Origin of the sequence: Methanobrevibacter sp. UBA188 (assembly GCF_905234905.1) — an archaeon.
Lineage (GTDB): Archaea > Methanobacteriota > Methanobacteria > Methanobacteriales > Methanobacteriaceae > Methanocatella.
In genome coordinates this window covers 1-22,152 of the sequence record NZ_CAJOJM010000025.1, presented here as the reverse complement: position 1 = coordinate 22,152, position 22,152 = coordinate 1, and the positions used below count along the sequence as shown (strand labels likewise).

Here is a 22,152-nt window from a genome sequence, read left to right as displayed (position 1 = left end):
ATCAGCAAAGCTGTTGTGTACTTGAAAGTCGCAGGCAAGACCTACAAGGCCACTACCAACTCCAAAGGTAAGGCTACCTTCAAAATCACCAAACTCAACAAGAAAGGAAACTTCAAGGCGACCGTAACCTTTAAGGGAAACAAATACTACAAGAAAGTGACCAAAAAAGTTACAATTAAGGTCAAACAGGTCTGGAAAACAGTTTCAAAAGGAAGCAAAGAATCTGCAAAAGTTAAAAAGATCCAACGTGCTTTGAAAAACAACGGATACTATTTAACCTACCAAGGTCACTACCTTAAAGTAGACGGTATCTATTGGGACTGTACTGTAAGGTCTGTCAAAGAGTTCCAGCATGACAAAGGATTGAAGGTAACAGGTAAGGTTGATGAAAAGACTGCCCTAAAACTCGGATTAATTTAAGGATAGGGGATTTCATTTCCCTATTTTTTCTATTTTTTTAAATCATTTCACCATTCAATATAATTCAATGTTTGCACCGGCATTATTGGAATAGATTTCAAAACAATACTTTTAATTATTTGTATTTCACATTAGCGTCATGCTTTCTAATAATATACTTACTTTATAAATGTACATATAGCAAATCCTAAAATTGGAAACATTTATAAGGCACTAATTACTAACATTATATTAACAAAATATATATGCCAATTCGTACCATCACTATATCAGACGTTTTGTATGAATTGTCGAAAGTAACTTTTCGGTGATAACATGACAATAATTAATTTAATTGAAAATGCATTTTCAAAAAACGATTTTGAAAGGGTTATAAGGCTTTGCGATGAAATCCCAGAAAACCAAAAAGCAATAAGCTATAAGGCAAGAAGCCTTTGTCTTCTTGAAAGGCCTCATGAAGCATTGGACGTTCTGGACAAGACCAATTATCCTGACAATCCATATCATCACTACATCAAGGCACAGGCGCTGATGGATATTGAACAATATGGTCAGGCAATCGAATGCTTTGAAGAGATTTTTGACCTTGAAGTGAATGATGAAACCTCCCTTGCATTCATGAAATTGGATTATAATATATGCCTCAGCTTAAGGCAAGACGAGCTGATAGAAATGGAAAAGTACGTCGATGCATGGAAAGTGAATCTCAAATCGCAATCTCCATATTCAATCGAAGGATTCACGAGACATGTAAGACAATATTCTTCAAGAGTAAAAAGCAGACAGTACTATGTGAGGATATCTTCTCACAAGGCAAAAGAAAAGCTGTTTTTATTTCTCGAAAAAAACGGATTTGAAATCAAAGACTTTGAAGGTCTTTTCTTTTTGATTGATGTGGTCGATAAAATATGCAAGGGTGATGACGGCAGAGGTGAAATCACAATTTCAGAGTCAAAATTCTATGACAAGGTTAACTTTCATCCCCATAACAAAATTGGGCTAAAAAATATATTTCATGAAAACGGAAAGATAGCATATGAAGGATATGTCCTAAACGGTGCACCATACGGTTTCGGGAAAGCCTACTTTGAAGACGGAACATTATACCGTGATGGCATATTTGACATTAAGGGAATAGTTCAGGGAAAGGAATATTATCCTTCAGGACAGCTTCGCTTTGAAGGCAACTGGTGTCTTACAAGAGGATATGGGCCAAACGCACCCTGCAACGGCAATGCCTATGATGAGGATGGAAATCTGATATACTCTGGACAGCTTGAAATCAAAAGGAATGGCATGGGATGGCCGATGATTCAAAAGCCAAAAGGCTTCCCACTAGAACAGGAGAATAGACCAAAAATCGAATGTTATAATGGAGTGATAGAATGAAAATAAAAGATGGAATAGTAGGTTTGACAGTAGGAGATGCACTTGGAGTGCCTGTGGAGTTTCGCCCAAGAGAATATCTGATTGAAAATCCGGTAACCGGAATGATGGGTCATGGAACATACGACAAGCCAAAGGGAACCTGGTCTGACGATACATCACTGACACTGGCAACTATGCAGAGCATTGCAGCAAAAAATGCAATTGATTTGGAGGACATAATGAGGGAATTTGTGGCATATGCTCGGGAATCCAAATACTGCCAATATGAAGTATTCGACTACGGAAACACCACAATTGAAGCTATTAACAGATTCGAGAGAGGATATCCGGTTAACGAATGCGGAGGAAGAGATGAATATGACAATGGAAACGGATCTCTAATGAGAATACTGCCATTGGCATTCATTCCGGGCATTACATATGATGAAATCGAAAGCGTATCAGGACTTACACACGCCCATCCAAAATCCAAAATCTCCTGTGTGCTTTATATAGAAATAGCAAAGTCAATGCTTGAAAACAATCTTGAAATCGAAGAGCATATACAAAGGGCATGCGAAAAAATCCAGAAACATTATGAAGGCGTAGAGTATTTGGAGGAGTTTCGAGATATCTTTGAAATGGATTTCCATGTAAGTGAAGGCAGAAGCTATGTCATAAAAACCCTTGAAGCGGTTCTTTATTGCCTTTTGGAAACTGAAAACTATAGGGATGCAGTCCTTAAGGCGGTAAATCTCGGCCGTGATACAGATACAGTAGCGGCCATTACAGGAGGGCTTGCAGGAATATACTATGGCGATATCCCTCAGGAGTGGATTGATGACATTCCACAAATGGACTATGTCCTTGGAATATGCAGTGACTTTGAGAATTTCTGCCTAAAAAAATGAATGAGGAAATAACATGGGAGAGCTAACCCAATACATGTGTCTGAACTGTGATTTTACAATCCAGGACAATGACTTAAGGTATTTCATTGATGAGAAAACCAATTGCATAGTCATACATTCAATGGGAATGCGTACATTTGATATGGGGCGTGACAGCAAAATCAACGGGAAAATAATTCCATCATTCTGCCCGCACTGCCTGAAAGAAGTGAATTTCTGTCATAATGATGATATGGGAAATGTTGAAAAGATAATAACTTCACTTGAAACTGATGAAAAAGAATTTAAAAAAGATTTGGATGAAAGATATCCCTTTCGAAAAAAGGCTGTCATGCTTAAAGGTGCCGTTGGGCCGAAAGATGAGCATGGTAAATGTCCAAAGTGCGGCAGGAAAATAGAACTGATAACGCAAGATAACCAAGAATGTCCAAAGTGCGGGGGCATGCTTTTAAGTTTTTTAGCCGCATTATATGATTGAGGATATAGTTAACTATATTGATGATAATTAAAAAATATGTTACTTAACAAGGTTGTGTTAAATATGAATTTTGAAAATCAACTTAAAGAATGCGATGAATTATATGAAAAACAGGATTATGAAGCTTTAATTGAAAAATGTGATGAAATACTTGGTCAATTTCCATACAATCCTAATGCAATATGCTATAAGGGAGTTTCCCTCCATAAACTAGGTGAAACTGATGAAGCATTAAATATACTTGAAAAAGGTGTCGAAACAAATCCTGACGATTGTCCTTTGAGAAATAATCTTGCATTGATATATTGTGAATTGGAAGAATACGAAAAAGTCCCTAAAGCTTTGCAAGGAAAGCTTTAAAACCAAAGGTCCTGTTTGGATTGCATAATCAAATTCTCAAATCTGTTGAATAATCTCGCGGATTTTGGTGGCAAGCTAATGATTATATGGGCTGAAGCTTAATGTGGTGATAAGATGGATGAAGAAAACTTAAAAAATGATGCTGAAATTGATAATTCTCGTTTGGAGGAACTAATTAAACAGGACATAACTCCCCAGATGCAAAGGGAAGTATTTGATATATTAAAGAAATCCAGACTCTTCCTGCCGATTGATTTTGGAGAGGATGCATTCAAGGGAATTGAAAACTCAGAACCCGGCGATGTAATTGAAGGCCCGAAAGGTTTCAGCATTCAATTTTTAACTGACGATAATGGAAACAAGGCAGTTCCGTTATTTACAAGTGAAGAGATGATGCAAAAGGCAGGCGTTCACACATCAGTAATGGTGATGTATATGAGCGACCTTGCTGGAATGCTTGCCCAAAGCGACAGGTATTCAATAATTTCAATCAACCCATTCACTGAATTTGGTCTGAACATGCCGATTGAAGCGTTTTTGGCACAGTTTGATATCAAACCTGATCCATTGAGGGAACTTCTGGCCAAAAAGGACATTAAGGATGATGAATTAAAAAAAGAGCTCATGTCCTCCCAGATGATTGTGGGCTGCGTTGATGCAGAAGAAGGCACAAGTTTCGTTATGATATGGGATGATAACAAAAAGTCTTATCTTCCATTGTTTACAGACATTGAAGAGTTCAAAAAGATTTTTGAAAAATACTCAGATGATGTATATCCTCAGGCATATTATTTCGCTGACTTGGTAAAGGTTGCAAAAGTTGATTTTGTGATAAATCCAGCATCAGAATCACTGATTTTGAGTCCTGAAGTATTTAAAGGACAGTGATATTGTGCACTTGTCAAAATCAAGGTATTGCGAAGGAGTTCAGTGTAAAAAGATTTTATGGCTTAATGAACACATGCCGGATAATGCGACTGATAAAGGCAGTGAAGCTATTCTTGAAACAGGAATAAAAGTTGGAGAGCTTGCAAAGGGACTTTTCGGTGATTATGATGATGTTGTCTATGATAATGACATTGGCGTGAGAATTGAAAAAACCCAAAATCTTTTGAAGGATTGTCCCAATGTCATTACCGAAGCGTCTTTTAGTCATGATGACAATTTCTGCAGTGTCGACATTCTCAAAAATGATGCTGACGGCGTGGAAATATATGAAGTGAAAAGCTCCACAGAAATCAAGGACATCTACCTGGATGACGTTGCATACCAGTACTTTGTTTTAACAAGCGCTGGATTAAATGTCAAAAAAGCAGCCATTGTCTACATTAACAATGAATACGTTAGAGGAAGTGAGCTGGATATGGCTCAGCTATTCAATATAGAGGATGTAACAGATATTGTCAGCCAAATGCAGGATGAAATCAAAAGCAACATTTCTGCTTTCAATGATTTGGGACAAAGCGAACCGGAAATCGATATAGGGCAGCAGTGCTTTAATCCCTACTCATGCCCTTACTGGCAGTACTGCACAAGAAACCTGCCGACCCCCAATGTATTTGACATTGCAGTTATGCAGAGACGCTCCAAATTCAAGAAATACTATGATGGTAAGATTTCATTCGAAGATCTCGAAAATGAAAACCTCAACCCCAAATACATGGAACAGATTGACTTCGAGCTTCATGACAGGGAACCGAAAATAATTAAATCCGCAATAGATGATGTATTGAAGTCTCTAAGCTATCCATTGTATTTCATTGACTATGAAACCTGCCAGCATGCAATTCCTGAAATCGAAGGCACAAAGCCTTATCAGCAGATTCCTTTCCAGTACTCGCTGCATATCATAGAAAAGAAAGGAGATTCATTAAAGCATAAGGAATTTCTGGCAGATGCAGATGATGATAATCTTATTAGAAACTTCGCTAAAAGAATGATTGCTGACATGCCGGAAGACGGAAGCGTAATCGTATACAACAAGGCATTTGAAGCTACACGAAACAAGGAAATCGGTGAGATGTATCCTGAATTCAAGGAGGATATGGAGAGATTCAATGCAAACATGGTTGATTTGATGGTGCCGTTTCGCGAAAGGAACTATTATACTAAGGAGATGGAAGGCTCATATTCAATCAAAAAGGTTTTGCCTGCACTATTTCCTGATGATCCTGAACTTGATTACAATGAATTGTCATTGGTGCATAAGGGTGATGAGGCATCAAATGCATTTTTAAGCTTGAAAAATAAATCATCTGAAGAGCAAAAACCAATAAGAAAAGCACTGCTTGAATACTGCAGGCTTGACACTTTAGCTATGGTAAAGATTTGGGAAAAATTCGGGCAATTGACTGGGGATGTTTAATTCAAAATTCAATGTTTAAATATGATTGGATTGCAATTAATGAAAAAATTAGATTGGGTATTGAAATTAACGGTGATTCAATGCATGAAATTGATGGAATCTCTATAGGTGATGTAAACTATGATAAGGTATGCCTGAACTGCCGGCATTGGAGAGTGGAAGTGCAGTTGAAAGGATTCTCAAAGAGTGTGGTCTGCACAAAGGGTCAGGGCCACACAAATCCGAGTGAAACATGTGCAATGTTTTCGTCGAACCCCTCCATTGACAGCGTCCAGAACCCTAATCAATATTTTGATAAGAAAAATAAGATGGATGTCTGGAAACTCTGATTTTTTGGCGGTACTTGGAAAGATACCTAAAACATTTGGCAAGTGCCTGTAATTAAAGCTATACATGGCACTGGAAACTTTTATCATATTTTGGCATATGTTAAAAATAATGGGTTGTTGGTGTTAGGAAAATGATGTTGAAGTTCACATTATGGTGATTTGTGATTACAAAATCTGAAATTCCAGTGGGCATAATGATGGCAAGGATTTGTTGAAAACTCATTGATGAATTTTCACTATAGAAAAAAGTTATTAACAACTAACACACAAAATTAAATATGGATTTGGTGAGGTGTAAAAATATGGATTGTCATTTTTGCGGTGAAAAACTCATTGAAGGGTATCTTAATTGTCCCAGTTGCAGACATCCGGCTTTTGATATTGACTATCTTGAAAATATGGATAAGATGGAAAAGAAATATTCCAAAACTGGCCTTTTGGAACTGTCAGAGGAAAACTTGACGTTTGAAGAGATCGTAACAATTTACACCTTCATCGAAAGGGCAGACCATCATTGCGGTGAGGAATCGCTATTTGATGAATATAGTCAAAACGGAACATTTTCAAATTTGCGCAAAAGATTGGATGAAATGAGGGGAGGAAATTAAATGAGAGATAGACATTTCATGGAAGATGAAAATGAACTGCCTTATCTGGTTAGTGAGACAAGAGATGGCGGACGAAATGGTGGTGTTGCTTCACAAAAAATGGATTTTGATAATGTTCCTTATACTGTTTTTCCATCACGTATGAGACGCTTAAATCTGAATCAACACCATATAGACAATATAATCAATTCCGTTGAAATCAATGCAAGAAACTGCATAGTTTCCATGCACAAAAGGGATGATGAAATCATAATGACATTCAGGGTTGAAAATGAATATGTGGCAACTGAATTTAGGCTGCTTTATGATTTGAATTTCTCTCAGATTGAATATCTGGGAGGCACTACTTACCATGACAACCTGGAATCCAGGACCTGGTTTATAAATGCAGTTAAAAAAATTGAAAAAGAAAATGGCTACAGGTATGCATTTTGCTTCGGGGGACATGATTTTTCCTTCAGCAATGGAAGGCTTGTAGTGAATGGGGATTTCAAAAGCAAGGTGATGTTTGAAAAGGACGGATGCAGTGATCATTTCGATTATAATATTGATTTTGCCAAAAGAAAACTTGAATTTAACCATGTCTGTCCTTTCCATGAATTTTATGAATTCTTTTGCTAGAAAGGTGATAAAATGTATGAATGGCATATAGGAGACCCGGTGGACTGGGGTGACGGTTTTATGGATGCCCAGAATCAGGGTTATGGAAACGACGATGAGGAAGATGATCATTTCCCAGATAAACTAGAAGCTGATAAGTATTCAAGAAAGGCATGGGATCTTTGCAACCAACACAAATATGAAGATGCACTTCAATATATTAATCTTGCACTGGACATGAATGGCCTGAATGCCGGAAACTGGAACATCAAGGCAATTATCCTGGATTTCATGGGAAGATACAGTGAGGCGGAAGAATGCTATAACACATCCCTTGGACTGTCCCGCAATAATCTGGTTTGTGACAACAAGGCAAGGATGCTTCGCTATTGGGCAGGCGAACTTATCGAAGAGGCAAAGAAAAAGCCTGACGGACTTCCCACATTATATGATGCATGGGACATTAACAAAAGGGCAATCGATGCGCTTCCGGGAGATAAAAGCGAAGAAAAGATTGGAGATTATTTCAGTCAAAGGGATACGATTGATTTTTACATAGACTATGAAAAGAAATATCAGAAAAATGTCGAAAGCATTAAAAGCCATGACAAATCGGAGCTTTTCACTATTGCCGGAAGGCATTTTTACACAACAGGCATTAATCCTGTGCCTGGAATGGAATTGAAGCTTGTAAGGGAACCCTACAATGAATTCGACCGTGATGCCATTGCGGTATTTGTTGATGATGAAAAGATAGGCTATGTTGCAAACAGTGACTATACGAAATATTATCTGACATCATCTGCGTCCGAAATCAAGGACAGGATTCATGGTGTGGCTTCGGCTGAATATGTGCTGTATCTCGAAAGATATGCTGATATACAGTTTGCCATTGGAAGGCTGGTTGGATGAATACCAATAATTTTTATATGCTTTTAAACAAATCTCTAAACAGTGAAGTATTTATTAGACTTTCGAAGAGGTCTTTTTTATGAAATGTCCAAATTGTAATACAATAAATCCAGACAATGCTCAATTCTGCAGAAACTGTGGCATGAATTTGAATGAAACTGATATTCCCGAAGAGGAAATAGTGCATGTTCCTACAGTCGAAACCGATGATGACTATCAGAAAGCCAATACGGATTCCGGAAATGATGGAAGACTATCGGACTGGACATCCTGCTGCATTTGTCTGGTGGTCATATTCATTGCATTTGCAATATTCAGTTTTCATTAAATCAACGATTAGGGGACAGGTATTATGACGGATGAAATCGATTATGTCAAACGCTCCCAATATAGATTCAAGGTAGTGAAGTCTCTGGATAATGATGCAAAAATGCCATCACAGATTGCAAGGGATACAGAAATTTTTCAAAATCATATATCCAATGTCCTTAGGCAGTTAAGGGAGCATGAGATTATTGAATGCATCAATCCTGAAGTCAGGAAAGGCAGACTGTACAGACTTACCGATAAGGGCGAGAAGGTTAGTGAAAATCTTTGATTATTATGCCAAAACAAACATGAAGCTGGTCAAAAGGAACCAAAAGTTGCACAATCCCTATTTGCCATTGATGATTGGTGATGTTAGAGAGTGATGTATTCCAATATTGTAAAATTATTTAAAAATGAAAAATAAATATGATGAAATTGTTTATTCACCATATTTTTTATTGAAATCTTCTTTTTCGGCTGCAATTTTTCCTTCTAAAGTGGTTATTGTAGTAGCTGTTTTATCTTTAAGTTCAGAAATGCTTTCTTCAATATTTATTGTTTCTATAGTGTCGTCAAGGTCTTCTTGAAGGTTTGCAATTAATTCATTTTTAGCCATTTGAATTCTTAATTGTGTTCTTAACAATATTTCTTCTAAAAGGTTGTCAGCTTTAAATAGAATTAAATCAGCATCTTCACCATTGTTTTCGATTGCTGATTGAACATCATTTGATAAAATAGTAATGGCTATGTCTGCATCATCTAATGCATCATCAATTCTTGCATCTGCTAAAGCCAGATGTGATTCTATTTTTTGCTGATTTCTAGCTTTTTTCTTTTCTAATACTTTTTCTTCATATTTTATTTAAATAGATATATGAATATAAATATATTAACAAGAGTGTGTTCATATGGATTTAAATTCAAATAACAAAAATAGTGGTAAATCCGAAATTAATCAACCGGAGATATTGGATATTTATTCAATGGATAACAATGAACTTGATAATGTGCCCATAGGATTTTTCTTCGGACTTGTCGCCCGCCAATATCTTAACTTTTTTGATAAATATTTATCTGAATTGAATATAAATCCAAACCAGTTTTGGATATTATTAGTTCTCTGTCAGGAACAAAATATTTCACAGGATCGAATAGCATCTCTTTTAAGGGTTAATGGAGCAACAGTGACTCGTGAACTTGAAAATTTAGAAAAAAGAAATTTAATCATGAGAAAAATAGATGAAAATGACCGGCGAAGAAAATTAGTTTCACTATACGATAAGGGATTTGAAATGCTTGAATCGGTTCAGGATGTTGATTGGGAAACTGAATCTAAATTATTGAACTATTTCAGCATAGAAGAACTTCACATTTTGAAATTTCTGCTTAAAAAAATTATTATTACAATTGAAGACATTCAGAAATAAAATATATTTTTCATAATTCAAAAACTCTCCTTGTTAGTTCTTTATTTATTTTTTTTAATTTATTGCAATTTAATGGGGCTTTTGATCAGTAATATTTGTTCGTTAACTATAAATCAAATTTAACTAAAAAGTAGCGGATAATTTTATTATTTTTTAATCATTTTTTGTTCGTAATAAAAATCATCTTAATGAAAGCAATTGCTTTAGTTGACTTATATTTATTTTTTTACAAAGATTATTTCATATAATGTTACTTATGTAGAATATCCAATATTTTACATGCATTATGGGAGAAAGAATTATGAAGTTTAAAAGTATAATGGTTGTCAGCATATTGCTGTTGGCAATATTGGCAATAGGTGCTGTCAGTGCATCTGATGGTCATGATTCAGATAACCTGACAGTTTCAAACGAGCAGACAGGCTTGGACGTTGATAAGCTTGCTGTCGTTGAAAATGATGAAAATCTGACGGACTAATATGAATATTTTGAAGATGACTATGATATAACTTTTGCTAAAAGCGTTAATATTGATGTTGAAGAATCTGAATTTCTTTCTTATGATTTTTATGATGATATAGGCGGTTCTGTTGCAATCCATGTTAATGGAAGTGAAGTTTATAATACTACTGATTTAGATTATGGTTATGTTGAGTTAAGCGAGTTGAATATTCTTAATCTCGATTATGGAACTTATAAGGTGGACTTTATTTATTCCGGTGATGAAAGTCATGATGGATTTGTAAAATCCGCCAATGTTGAGTTTACATATAAATTCTATGTATATCCTGTTGATGAGGATACGTATAATTTTGGCTATGGTGAGGATGTTGAATTTTATGTATCGCTTCCTTCCATTGCAGGCAGTATCGAATATGTGGTTAACGGTAAAAAATACACGATTTCAAAAGAAGATATTGGCACTATTGTTGTCAAGGCACAGGATTTAAAAATGGGCAAAAACAACATCAGCTTTTCATATATCCCTAACCGTGGACCTGTTAAAACTGATTACTGTCTGATAAATGTTAAATATTTGGTTGAGATTGTTCCACAAGAAATCCTATATGATGGGGTGGCATACCTTACATTGGAATTGCCGAGTGATGCAAAAGGGGATTTGAACATATATAAAGTTGAATATTCATGGGATGATGAATATGGATATCGTCCTGTATTGACCCTAATCAAAAATGTCAAAGTCGAAAACGGAATTGTCAATGAATCCCTGTCAGGTTTTGGCCCAGGATATCACAAAATTTATGCAAATTACACAGGAAGCGATTATTTAGTGGGCATGAAAGGAATGGATACTGATGTATATGATGAAATGTACAGTATAGGTGTTTCATTCAATCCAAAAGTTGTTTTCCCCGCAAAAATGTGGAAAAATGGAGTGTATGACTGTGATTTTATATTGCCTGACAATTACAGTGGTATTTTGACTGTGAATGTGGGTGATGAAGAAAAAACATACAATGTCGTTAATGGAAAAGGAAAATTTGTCATAAATGCTTCAAAATTTGATTATAGTGATGAGTTATATTTATATTTTGAAGGCGAAGACGGTTATCGTTATAGTGATTATTTCCATCCTACAATAACGGATCAAGATCCTAAAACTAAATTGGAACTTTATGAACATGACTATCAGGTTATTGTAAAAGGCAAAGAAAGCTATCATGCATGGTTCAATATTGATGATTGTGATGTAAAAATCTATGTTGATGACGTTTTTTATGGTGTAGAGAATGATGGATATGTATATATTGAAACAGGCAATTTGACATTGGGAAAACATGATGTGAGATTTGAAGTTTCCGGTGATGACTATTTCGTTCCTTCAACAGCTTATGATTCATTCAATGTGACTTACATTAACTTTTACATCCCTGAGAATATTATTATTGGAGAAAACTATGGCAGTTCATCCACAGCCTATATTGTGATTGCAAAAGATGTAACTGGTGAAGCAAAATTGATAGTGGACGGCGTTGAAACTGAAAGCGAAAAAATCACCGGTTCAAATGTTTATTTCGATTTGGATTCATTGAGCTATGGAAATCACACAGTAACCCTTGCTTATCAAAATGGAAATTATGCCTCTTCAAGCAAAACTGGCAGTGTCAATGCAAAATACAGATATTATCTAGATTTCGGTGATTTGATTTATGATGACGGTGAAGCAACTGTATATTTGCCAAATGATGCTACAGGTGATGTAAAGGTAATAATTAATGGAAAAGAATTCAAGGAAACTGTTAAGGACGGCAAAGCTACATTCCATATTACAGGCATTCTAGCAGGTAAATATGAAACAACAGTAATATACGGCGGTGACAAAAAATATCCTGCTGAAACAGTAAGATTCAATACAACCATATACTATCAAATAAATCGAAACTTCAACAATGATGTATTCGTTGATGATTTGAAAGATTCACTGATTACATTATACATGCCTGAAGATGCAAGAGGTAACTTAACTGTTTATCTCAAGGATTGGGATGGTGATGAAGGTGATTATGTCTATAAAAAGGTTGCAAGTTCTGAATTTATAGGTGGAAAAGCTCAAATCGCTCTCAGCCAATTTTCTAATGAATTAAAATCTTATGAGCAGTTTGTCGTAAAATATGAAGGCGATGACTATGAGGTTGAAGATTATGATTTTGACGTAGAACTGAAAGTATTTGATGTAATCGGACCTGATGATAAGGAACACCTCCAAATTGGGCAAAACATTGAATATAAAATTAAAGTTCCAAAAAATGCACACGGATACATGAAGGTTTATGCCGGAATAGATTATGAAGATTTGATTATGGATAATGTGCCTATTTTAAATGGAGTGGCTACAATACCTCTTAAATATGATGAAATGGGATTATGGGGTATTAAAATTCTATATGTAAGAAGCGACTATGAAATTGAAGATTATGAAAGGTTTATCATATGGCCGGATAATGTTACATTGGCAAGTGTCGCCAGTGGGGATGAGGCAGTATTTACAGTCCAAATGCCTGAAGATTCATCAGGTAACGTTACCATAATGATTTACAGGATAGGTGGTGATCATGAATATAAGGAAATAACTATTCCTTATGTCGGCACAGCCATTTTCAAAGCCTCAGACATTCCTGCAGGATATTGGAGTCTGGATAATTTCAATGTTACAAGTGACAAGTACGGCTTTTTCAGATTCTCATACACAACATGGTGGTGGGCGAACGGATTTTATGATTACTTTAAAGTTATTAATTCAAATGCAACCAAGATTGACCCTAAGTTGTCTGTGAGTGTGGATGATGTTGATGCTGGTCAAAGTGCTGTTGTTAAGATTTCTTTGAATGAGACTATTTCTGGCAGTGTTTTGTTGAGTGTTGGTGGTTCCAATTATACTGTTTCTGTCAGGAATGGTGTGGCTAGTCAGGCTGTCCCTGGTTTGGCTGTTGGAACATATGATGCTGTTGTTTATTATGCTGGAAGTGAGTATTTCACTGCGTCTCAAAAGACTGCTTCATTTAAAGTAAATGAAGTTAAAGTTCCTTCAGGCAATGAGTCAGGAAATACAACCCCTTCCGATAATGGTTCAGACAATGCCACTCCTACAGTTGTAGTTGATCCGAAGATTGTAGCATCAAATGTCAATGTTGTCTATTCTGCAGGTTCATACTACACAATAAAAGTTTACGGAAATGACGGCAAACTTGCAAACGGCGTTAGAGTTAAAATTACTGGCAAGATTTCAAAAACACTAAGATCATTAAATGGCATTGCCAAGTTTAAAATAACTCAGGTGCCTGGAAAATACAAAATAACCATAAATGCATTGGGTAAAAAAGTAACTAAAACAATAACAGTAAAACACATTGTAACACTAAAAACAGCAACCCTTAAGAAATCTGCCAAAAAACTGACTTTGCAGGCAACACTGGCTAAGGCAAACGGCAAATATCTTGCTAAAAAAACAATCACATTCAAAATCAATGGTAAGAAAGTGGCAACCGCAAAAACAAACAGCAAAGGTGTCGCAAAGATTACCATTAAAAATCCTAGTGTGGTAAAAAACCTCAAAGTCGGCAAAAAGGCAACCTATCAGGCAACATACCTGAAAGATACTGTCAAAAAGACTGCAAAAATCAAAAAGTAATTGCTTCGGCAGTTACTTTTCCTTTTTTTCTTTTTTCACTATACATTCGCTTGTATGATTGCACTATTTTTTCATAATAATATCTATTTGCTTTAATTATTGACTGTTTATTTGGCTGTTTTTGAAAGAAACTATAAAAATATTCATTGATTTCTTTGAATATTGCTGTGTTGTTTTTGCAGCAGGAAAAGAAAAAATGCTGTCGCCAGTCAAATAACAAAAAGTTATACAAATGAAATATAAATCAGTCATTTCATGTATCCTCAATCAAAAAATTTCGGCAAAGATTAAAATAGTAATAAAATAATAATAATTAAATGAGGATAAGCTTATGTTAGATAGGAAAGTTTTGTTTGTTTCAATGCTGATTTTGGTTTTTCTGGCTATTGGAACGGTTTCGGCAACTGATAATTTGACTGATGAAATTTCTTTGGATGACGGACCATCCGCTCAGGGCATTGAAAACCCAATTGTTAGTGACATCAAAAGTGATGCTAACCAATCCATACAGGACATTGGGGATAATCAAGGCCAAATGAATACGAAAATGAAAGCCAAGGACGTAACCACTTACTATAAGGAAAAATCCCAATTGGTAAGTTATCTTAAAGACGGCAACAATCAGCCTGTTTCAGGCAAAAATATTTCCATTTCAATAAACAACAGAGTTTACACCAAAGTCACAGACGATGCCGGAAAGGCTGTATTGAAACTTAACCTAAAACCCGGAACATATGACGCTTCGGTTAACTTTGCAGGTGATGAAAACTACACTGCAAGCAGCACAAACGCAATGGTTAAGGTAAACAAGGCCAGCCTCAAACTCACAGCAAAGGACTTCAAAACCTATTTCGAATCAGGCTTCTATTTCAAGGCAAAGGTTATAAATAAGGTCACCAAAAATCCCGTTCAGGGTATCAAGGTAGCTTTCAAGGTTATTAAAAACGGCAAGCACAGAACATATTGGGCAACCACTGACGCCAAAGGAGTTGCAAAACTTAAAAAGAACCTTAAGGTCGGACAGTATAGGGTCGTCACTTCTCTTAAAAAGAACAGGTATCTGAATGCTAAAAAAGCCATATCATTCCTGACTATTAAGGAAACTGCTGAAATGGGCTGCACATCACTGTATGTTCAGGTAAGCAATACCGAAGCGGTTGCAGGATTTAGAAGGGATGCAACCAATGCCAAAACATTGCATATTGTAAAATACAAGTTAAACGGCAAGGTGACCGTAAAGCAATATAAGACCAACAGCTATTTCTTCCATCTTTTGACAACTGCAGACGGATGGATGGCAGGAACAGGAGGTATCGACAATCATGGCATAAATCAGGCCATCGAAAAGCTGGCAGGCAAGATGGCAAAATCTGGTAAAATCCAAAAATCCTATCTGAAAAAGATTCTAGGTTATGAAAGAGAGTTGGGATTGGGCCATTTCTCAATAAAGGCTCCTAACGGCAAATATGCTGTTGTTTGGAGCAGTGGAATTATATACGGTACTCTAAAGCCGGGTGAGTATTTGAAGGCTCCGAATGGAAGATCATTGTTCTATCATGGAAAATATGCTCATTTCAGCAAAAATCCCGTAAAGGCTGCAATTAAAATTGCTGCATCCGATTCATATGGTGTCAACAGGAGGGATGCAACAGCATTCCACTGGAAAGCCACAACCAAGGAAGGCAAGACAACTTCAACCTTAAAGGTTTATGCTGCAAATGACAACGGACGTCTGGTTGGAAGCAGTACAGGATATTTGAAGGATGATATCAAATTTAGGAACAAATTCATATCCAAGAACAGTCTTCCTATGACTCCATCTTCAAAATTCATTGGAGATGTCAAAATGGGAAACATCGACAAGCTGATAAAAACAATGACTGTTGTCAGCGCTCCAAAATTGACAACACTCGCCAACGAGTCCAAGATATTTAATGTCACCGTTAAAAACAAACAAACCGGTAAACCTGTCAAGGCACTGGTTTTAAAGGTAAAAATCGACGGCAAGGTTCGCTCCATCAAAACCAACAGCAAAGGAGTTGCCCAGCTTAAAACAAAATCATTGGCTGTCGGCAGCCATAGGGTAATCATATACACCGACAATATAAAATATCTGGTTTCAGCCAAAAGTACAATTAAAATTATATGATTGTACTTCTTTCATTTCTTTTTTTAAATTCTGAAGTGATGTAAAGTCACTTTTTTAATTAAAGTTTCCCTGTTTGGAAAGTTATCAAAAAAAATATATTTTATCTTAAACAAATTTACTTATCAATTAATAAGTTCATATTGGGGAGGACTGTTTTGTTTAATAGGAAATTAATTGTGATAACAGTAATTCTTTCTTTTATACTTGCCGTTTCAGCGGTGAGTGCGGCAGATAATGATACGGATGAAGTTGTCGGCATGGAAATATCTGATGATGTTATAGGTGCCGATTGTGACAATCAGTTAATTGGCGCTAATGATTCGGATAACGGCACTTTCGATGATTTGGCTAAAAAGATCAGCGCCGTTGAGGATGGGGGAGTGTTGAACCTTACAAAAGACTATAAATATTCTGACGGCTCAACAGGCGGAATCAAAATCAATAGGTCAATTACCATTGACGGAGGTGGAAACGCTCTGGATGGAAAACACATCTCCAGAATATTCAGCGTGACTGCAGGCAATGTGACTCTAAAGAATTTGAAATTCATCAATGCCCAATTCACCGGCAATGGCGGGGCCATTAACTGGAATGGAAAAGACGGCATCTTGAGCAACTGCACTTTTGCTGGCTGTTCAGCATCAAATGGAGGGGCAGTATATGCATCCCTTTCAACACTCCATTTTATCGACTGTTTCTTTTCAGACAATTCTGCAGCGAACGGAGGTTCTGCATATGTTGCAAATTCAATAGCTGGATTTACCAATGTCTCATTCATAAATAATAGGGCAACCAATTCCTCCGCAGCCATCTTCAGCATGCTTTCAATCAATTCGATAGATGGATGTGATTTCATCAATAATTCCGTAAGTGCCAAGTCTCCCTTTGGAGGAGCAATTGCCTTTTATCAATATGAAAGCAATATAAGAAATTCAAGATTCATCAACAATTCAATAAATGGGGAATATGGCTACGGAAGCTCAATATTCAATTACGGCATTGTGAATGTGGAAAACACCACAATTGCAAACAACACCCAGAACACCCGAAACAGAATCGAGGATACACTTTATACCATAATCGGTAAGGCCAATCTGAAAGCCTGCACTGTAGAAAACAATTCTTGCATCGGTGATGAGGACATAATCTATGCTCTCTTTTGGCCGATGGTATTTGACAAGGTATTTGATGAGACAGATGCATTCATTCCGGCAAAGTATGACCTTAGAAACGTTACTCTGGAAAACGGCACAAGCATATCATATGTCTCCCCAGTCAAGAACCAGGGAAATTCAGGTACCTGCTGGGCTTTTGCTGCAATCGGTGCTTTGGAGTCATATCTTTTGGAAAGTGAAAACAGACTGTATAACTTTTCTGAAAACCATCAGAAAAACATAATGGGTCCATATACGAATGGCGGCTGGGCATTCTTGAGGGGAGGCGGAACTGCCAAAACGCTTGCATACTGGAGCAGATGGTCAGGACCTGTCAATGCCAGTGACGATCCATTCAATGAAAGCTCCAAGGTATCACCAACCAATCTGACTGTCATTAAACATGTTCAGGATGTTGCATATCTTCCGGTAATGGATATTGTTCAGTTAAAGCTTGCAGTGTTGAAATACGGTTCTGTCGTTATCGGATATAAATTTATTCAACCTGAAATCAAGACAGTCAATGGAACAACCTTTGAAAGTGAAGTTTCACCGTTAGCGGAATTGCCTCAGTTTTCTACCCATGTAGTCGATATCGTCGGATGGGATGATAACTATCCCGGATCCAATTTTGGTGAAAACATTCCCGATGGAGCATTCATATTAAAAAACAGTTTCGGTACAAGCGAATATAACACAAAATTGAATAAGACAATCTATTATGAAGGCGAGGGCTTCAACTACATCTCATATTATGACCTGACACTTTCAAAGGAAAACATTCCCTTTGCAATAGTGAATGTGGAGAATACAGACAACTATAGGGAGAACTATTATTATGATCCTGCCGGAACACTTGTCAATTTAGGATTCAATAACCAAACAGCATGGCTTTCCAATCAGTTCGTTTCAAACAACTCTTACCCTCTTGCAGCATTCAGTCTATATACCTTCGGGGTCGATTCCACCTACGAAGCTTATGTCTATGTCAACGACAATCTTGCACACACCCAATGCGGTGTCATTCACAATCCCGGATACAGTACAGTCAAATTGAGCGATTACGTTTGGCTGAACAAAAATGACGTTTTCAGGATAACAATAAAGTTAACCACTCCAAACTGCACATATCCGATTCCAATCAGCTGCGATGTCGATGAATGGATTGCAAATACGTCTTCATCTCCAAACCAGTCCTTCATAAGTCCAGACGGCATCAACTGGATAGACCTGCATTATGTACATAACGCTCTCTATCAAAACTCAGGCAGCCTAAGTTATGCCGAATTTTCAAATGCAGTCGTCTGCTTAAAGGCTTTCACATTCGATTTTGGAATAATTGCAGAAGACATGGTTAAAATCTATAAAAACGATTCCATGTTTGAAGCTAAAATAGGTGAGGCCAATAAAGTCATATTCTTTGAGGTTGACGGCATTAACCATACATGCATAAGCGATGAAAACGGAGTGGCCAAATTGGAAATTGACCTGAATCCGGGCAACTATACAATCAGGACCCGCTACGTGAATTTCAGCACTGAAAACAATATAGAAGTATTGCCTACACTGATAGCCAAAGATTTGGTTAAACGCTATGGAGACGGATCAAAGTTTTACATTTCACTGATTGACACTGCCGGAAATCCTGCTGCAAATGCAAGCATTGAAATGAAAATTGATGGCGTATCCTATAGCCGGCCAACCGATAAAAACGGAAATGCCAGCTTAGACATCAATCAAAAGCCGGGCAAATATGTGCTGACTGCCGTTGATTTGTTGACTGGACTTGAAATGTCCTATGACATTACTGTCCTTCAACCCAAAAAGTCCACTCCAAAGATTGTGGCCAATAAGAAAACGTTCCTCGCAACCACCAAAACCAAGAAGTATACAATAACCTTAAAGAACAATGCTGGAAAGGCAATCGGGAATGTGAAAGTCACTTTGAAGTTAAACAGCAAAACATATAAGGCCACCACCAACTCCAAGGGAAAGGCAACCTTTAAAATCACCAATCTTTCGAAGAAGGGAAGCTATAAGGCAACTGTAGTATACGATGGAAGCATCATGTATAACAAGGCAACCAAAACCGTTAAAATAACTCTTAAAAAGGCAACTCCAAAATTGTCTGCCAAAGCAAAAACATTTAAAAGGTCTGTAAAAACCAAAAAATACACTGTAACCTTAAAAACCAACAAAAACAAGGTTATGAAGAATGTAAAACTTACCCTTAAGGTCAACAAGAAAACATACAAAGCAAAAACCAACAAGAAAGGTAAAGCGACCTTTAAAATCACTAAATTGACTAAAAAAGGTAAGTTCACTGCTGTTGTCAAGTTTGCAGGAAACAAATACTACAATGCTAAAACTGTAAAACCAAAAATTACTGTTAAGTAGGTAGAACTCTACCTACAATTTCTATTTTTTATTTTTTCCTATACATTCATCATCTGGAATAGGTCTATTTTTATAATCGGCAATGTTTGATTGCATAGATGATTAATAATTTTCATGGTTTTTGGCATATCTGTTAATATAATTCTATTATTTGTATAGTTTCTAACGGGCAAAAAATCAGAATGGATAGTTTATATACAGGTTGTCTTATCTTCATTATAGTTAATATTAAATATATTCGTTGATAGAATTCTAATTGTATTGAATGTTTTAGATAAAAACAATAGTTTTAAAGATTGTTCGTTCAATATAAAACATTTTTATCAAAATATTATTCATTGGAAATAATAGGAGAATGGATTATGAAGAGAAATTATTTAATTTTACTATGTCTGATTTTATTTATTGTTTCTATTGCCGCTGTATCAGCAACAGAAGATGTAAATCAGACAGATAATCTAGAATTATCTTTGAATAGTAATTCTGAAGATAAAGTTGACTTAGACAATAATAATGGTCTGGATGAAAATAATGATTTAGGCGAAAAACTTGAATCCGATTCAAATATCCTGGCAATGTCTAAGGCAGATAAACTGACAGGAAAAGAAATTGTTGTTGAAAATTTTACATTTGGAGATATTCAAAATGCAGTTAACAGTGCAGATGAAGGAGATACTGTTTATCTAAAAGCAGGAACATACCTCAATAATGAAAATGGACCAATCAGTATTAATCAAAATAATATCTCTATTGTCGGTGTAAAAGATTCCACAATTCTGGATGCCCAAAAAACATCAGGAATATTCGATATTTATGCCACTAGTGGCATTACTATAAAAGATATTGTTTTTATAAATGGTAATGCCGATTATGGTGGTGCTATTTATGTTTTTAATGATATTGATAATGTGAATATTGATGCTACTTTCATTAATAACACGGCATTTCATGGTGGAGCAAACTACTTCGTACGTACTGTTTCAAATGTGAATATTTCTGGAACTTATATTAATAACACTGCAGAATCTGATGGTGGAGCAAACTACTTCGTAGGTACTGTTTCAGACTCAGATATTTCTGGAACTTATATTAATAATATTGCAAAATATTATGGTGGAGCAAACTATTTCTATGGTACGGTTTCAAATGTGAATAGTTCTGGAACTTATATTAATAACACTGCAAAAGGGTATGATGGTGGAGCAAACTACTTCTTTAATGCTGTTTCAAATGTGAATATTTCTGGAACTTATATTAATAACACTGCAAAATATTATGGTGGAGCAAACGACTTCTTTAATGCTGTTTCAAATGTGAATATTTCTGGAACTTATATTAATAACACTGTAGAATATTATGGTGGAGCAAACGACTTCTATGGTACTGTTTCAAATGTGAATATTTCTGGAACTTATATTAATAACACTGCAGATCGTACTGGATTAATATACTTTAATGACTGTAATAATGTGGGTTTAAATGCGACTATTAGTGATGCAATTTTTATAAATAACAAATGCACAGATGTAATCCATGTTAGAACCAATGGTGTTGTTGCATATAATAACTGGTTTGGAAATAATGCTACAAATTATAATGAAAAACCAGAAACCCATAATGTAAACATGATTAACTGGCTGTTCTTGAATGCTACTGCTGATTCTAGTAGAATTGGGGTGGGCAATAGCTCAAAAATTGCATTTGTATTGCAGTCATACAATGAAACTTCTGATGTTGGTTTTTATGATGCATCAAAAATGAATATCAATTTGACTTTATCACAAACACTCGGAAAACTGGATAAAACCTCAGCATTAATTGGTGAGAAAATAACATACACTGCTAAAAATGTTGGAAATGCAACCGTTACAGGTAAATTTGAAACTGTATCATATACCTTAAGCTTAACTAATACTAAAAGTCCTACCAACATTACTGTCGCTAATTCTACTGTTGATTTGAAAGTTGGTGATGTGGTTGATTCAGGTGCTACTTTAACTCCTGCTGATGCAGGCAACTTAACATACACTTCAAGCAATACAAGTGTTGCCATAGTTGAAAAAGGAAAAATCAAAGCATTAACCAATGGTACTGCTGTTATTACCGTCAGTTTCCCCGGCAATGAAAATTACTTTGCTGCTGAAAATAAAACTATCAATGTTACTGTTAATTTAAAGGATGCAATCATCAGCGTAAATAACTCCACTTTGAATTT

Annotated in this window: 20 protein-coding genes; 19 read left to right on the top strand and 1 reads right to left on the bottom strand. The window is 36.0% G+C overall.

Features of this window, described 5'->3' with window-relative positions; genetic code table 11:
- The 13 genes from QZ143_RS06410 to QZ143_RS06350 all read left to right on the top strand — a co-directional run.
- The coding region (locus QZ143_RS06410) for a peptidoglycan-binding domain-containing protein (protein ID WP_292882371.1) at positions 1-420 on the top strand (420 nt) is incomplete at its 5' end.
- A 315-nt stretch (positions 421-735) separates the two neighbouring features.
- Complete coding sequence (locus tag QZ143_RS06405; protein ID WP_292882368.1) at positions 736-1,809, top strand: CDC27 family protein; 1,074 nt, start codon at positions 736-738, stop codon at positions 1,807-1,809.
- Positions 1,806-2,699 (top strand): ADP-ribosylglycohydrolase family protein, encoded by an 894-nt coding sequence (locus QZ143_RS06400; RefSeq protein WP_292882364.1) that lies wholly within the window; start codon positions 1,806-1,808, stop codon positions 2,697-2,699. The genes QZ143_RS06405 and QZ143_RS06400 overlap by 4 nt, the downstream gene beginning before the upstream one ends.
- A gap of 13 nt (positions 2,700-2,712) precedes the next feature.
- Entirely contained in the window at positions 2,713-3,177 is a 465-nt protein-coding gene (locus QZ143_RS06395) for a hypothetical protein (RefSeq protein WP_292882361.1), read from the top strand.
- A gap of 63 nt (positions 3,178-3,240) precedes the next feature.
- The gene (locus QZ143_RS06390) at positions 3,241-3,537 is read left to right on the top strand and encodes a tetratricopeptide repeat protein (protein ID WP_292605837.1); all 297 of its coding nucleotides are present in this window, start codon (positions 3,241-3,243) and stop codon (positions 3,535-3,537) included.
- Between the two features lie 114 nt (positions 3,538-3,651).
- A complete protein-coding gene (locus QZ143_RS06385; RefSeq protein ID WP_292882358.1) occupies positions 3,652-4,425 on the top strand; it encodes an SseB family protein in 774 nt (257 codons plus the stop codon).
- 4 nt (positions 4,426-4,429) lie between these two features.
- Positions 4,430-5,902 (top strand): DUF2779 domain-containing protein, encoded by a 1,473-nt coding sequence (locus tag QZ143_RS06380; protein ID WP_292882355.1) that lies wholly within the window; start codon positions 4,430-4,432, stop codon positions 5,900-5,902.
- On the top strand, positions 5,866-6,231 hold the full coding sequence (locus tag QZ143_RS06375) for a hypothetical protein (RefSeq protein WP_292605843.1): 366 nt from the start codon (positions 5,866-5,868) through the stop codon (positions 6,229-6,231). The genes QZ143_RS06380 and QZ143_RS06375 overlap by 37 nt, the downstream gene beginning before the upstream one ends.
- 302 nt (positions 6,232-6,533) lie before the next feature.
- Complete coding sequence (locus QZ143_RS06370; RefSeq protein WP_292605845.1) at positions 6,534-6,839, top strand: hypothetical protein; 306 nt, start codon at positions 6,534-6,536, stop codon at positions 6,837-6,839.
- Positions 6,840-7,460, top strand: coding sequence for a hypothetical protein (locus QZ143_RS06365; RefSeq protein ID WP_292882352.1), 621 nt, complete (start codon positions 6,840-6,842; stop codon positions 7,458-7,460).
- A gap of 12 nt (positions 7,461-7,472) precedes the next feature.
- A complete protein-coding gene (locus tag QZ143_RS06360) occupies positions 7,473-8,351 on the top strand; it encodes an HIRAN domain-containing protein (RefSeq protein WP_292605848.1) in 879 nt (292 codons plus the stop codon).
- 79 nt (positions 8,352-8,430) lie between these two features.
- The gene (locus QZ143_RS06355) at positions 8,431-8,679 is read left to right on the top strand and encodes a zinc-ribbon domain-containing protein (protein ID WP_292605850.1); all 249 of its coding nucleotides are present in this window, start codon (positions 8,431-8,433) and stop codon (positions 8,677-8,679) included.
- Between the two features lie 24 nt (positions 8,680-8,703).
- Positions 8,704-8,949, top strand: a complete 246-nt coding sequence (locus QZ143_RS06350; RefSeq protein WP_292605852.1) for a winged helix-turn-helix transcriptional regulator — start codon at positions 8,704-8,706, stop codon at positions 8,947-8,949.
- Between the two features lie 150 nt (positions 8,950-9,099).
- Here QZ143_RS06350 and QZ143_RS06345 read toward each other — a convergent pair whose 3' ends face one another.
- Positions 9,100-9,303 carry a hypothetical protein gene (locus QZ143_RS06345; protein ID WP_292882349.1) on the bottom strand — a complete coding sequence of 68 codons (204 nt, stop codon included), beginning with the start codon at positions 9,301-9,303 and terminating at the stop codon, positions 9,100-9,102.
- 265 nt (positions 9,304-9,568) lie between these two features.
- On the opposite strand from QZ143_RS06345, the gene QZ143_RS06340 reads away from it, so the two are divergent.
- The 6 genes from QZ143_RS06340 to QZ143_RS06315 form a co-directional block, all read left to right on the top strand.
- Positions 9,569-10,087 (top strand): MarR family transcriptional regulator, encoded by a 519-nt coding sequence (locus QZ143_RS06340; protein ID WP_292882347.1) that lies wholly within the window; start codon positions 9,569-9,571, stop codon positions 10,085-10,087.
- Between the two features lie 301 nt (positions 10,088-10,388).
- Positions 10,389-10,565 (top strand): hypothetical protein, encoded by a 177-nt coding sequence (locus QZ143_RS06335; RefSeq protein ID WP_292882344.1) that lies wholly within the window; start codon positions 10,389-10,391, stop codon positions 10,563-10,565.
- Positions 10,566-10,751: 186 nt separating this feature from the next.
- Positions 10,752-14,237 carry a hypothetical protein gene (locus QZ143_RS06330; RefSeq protein WP_292882341.1) on the top strand — a complete coding sequence of 1,162 codons (3,486 nt, stop codon included), beginning with the start codon at positions 10,752-10,754 and terminating at the stop codon, positions 14,235-14,237.
- Between the two features lie 331 nt (positions 14,238-14,568).
- Positions 14,569-16,386 carry a hypothetical protein gene (locus tag QZ143_RS06325; protein ID WP_292882339.1) on the top strand — a complete coding sequence of 606 codons (1,818 nt, stop codon included), beginning with the start codon at positions 14,569-14,571 and terminating at the stop codon, positions 16,384-16,386.
- Between the two features lie 155 nt (positions 16,387-16,541).
- Positions 16,542-19,937 (top strand): lectin like domain-containing protein, encoded by a 3,396-nt coding sequence (locus tag QZ143_RS06320; protein WP_292882333.1) that lies wholly within the window; start codon positions 16,542-16,544, stop codon positions 19,935-19,937.
- A 362-nt stretch (positions 19,938-20,299) separates the two neighbouring features.
- A partial coding sequence (locus tag QZ143_RS06315; RefSeq protein WP_292882330.1) for a hypothetical protein occupies positions 20,300-22,152 on the top strand: 1,853 nt, incomplete at its 3' end.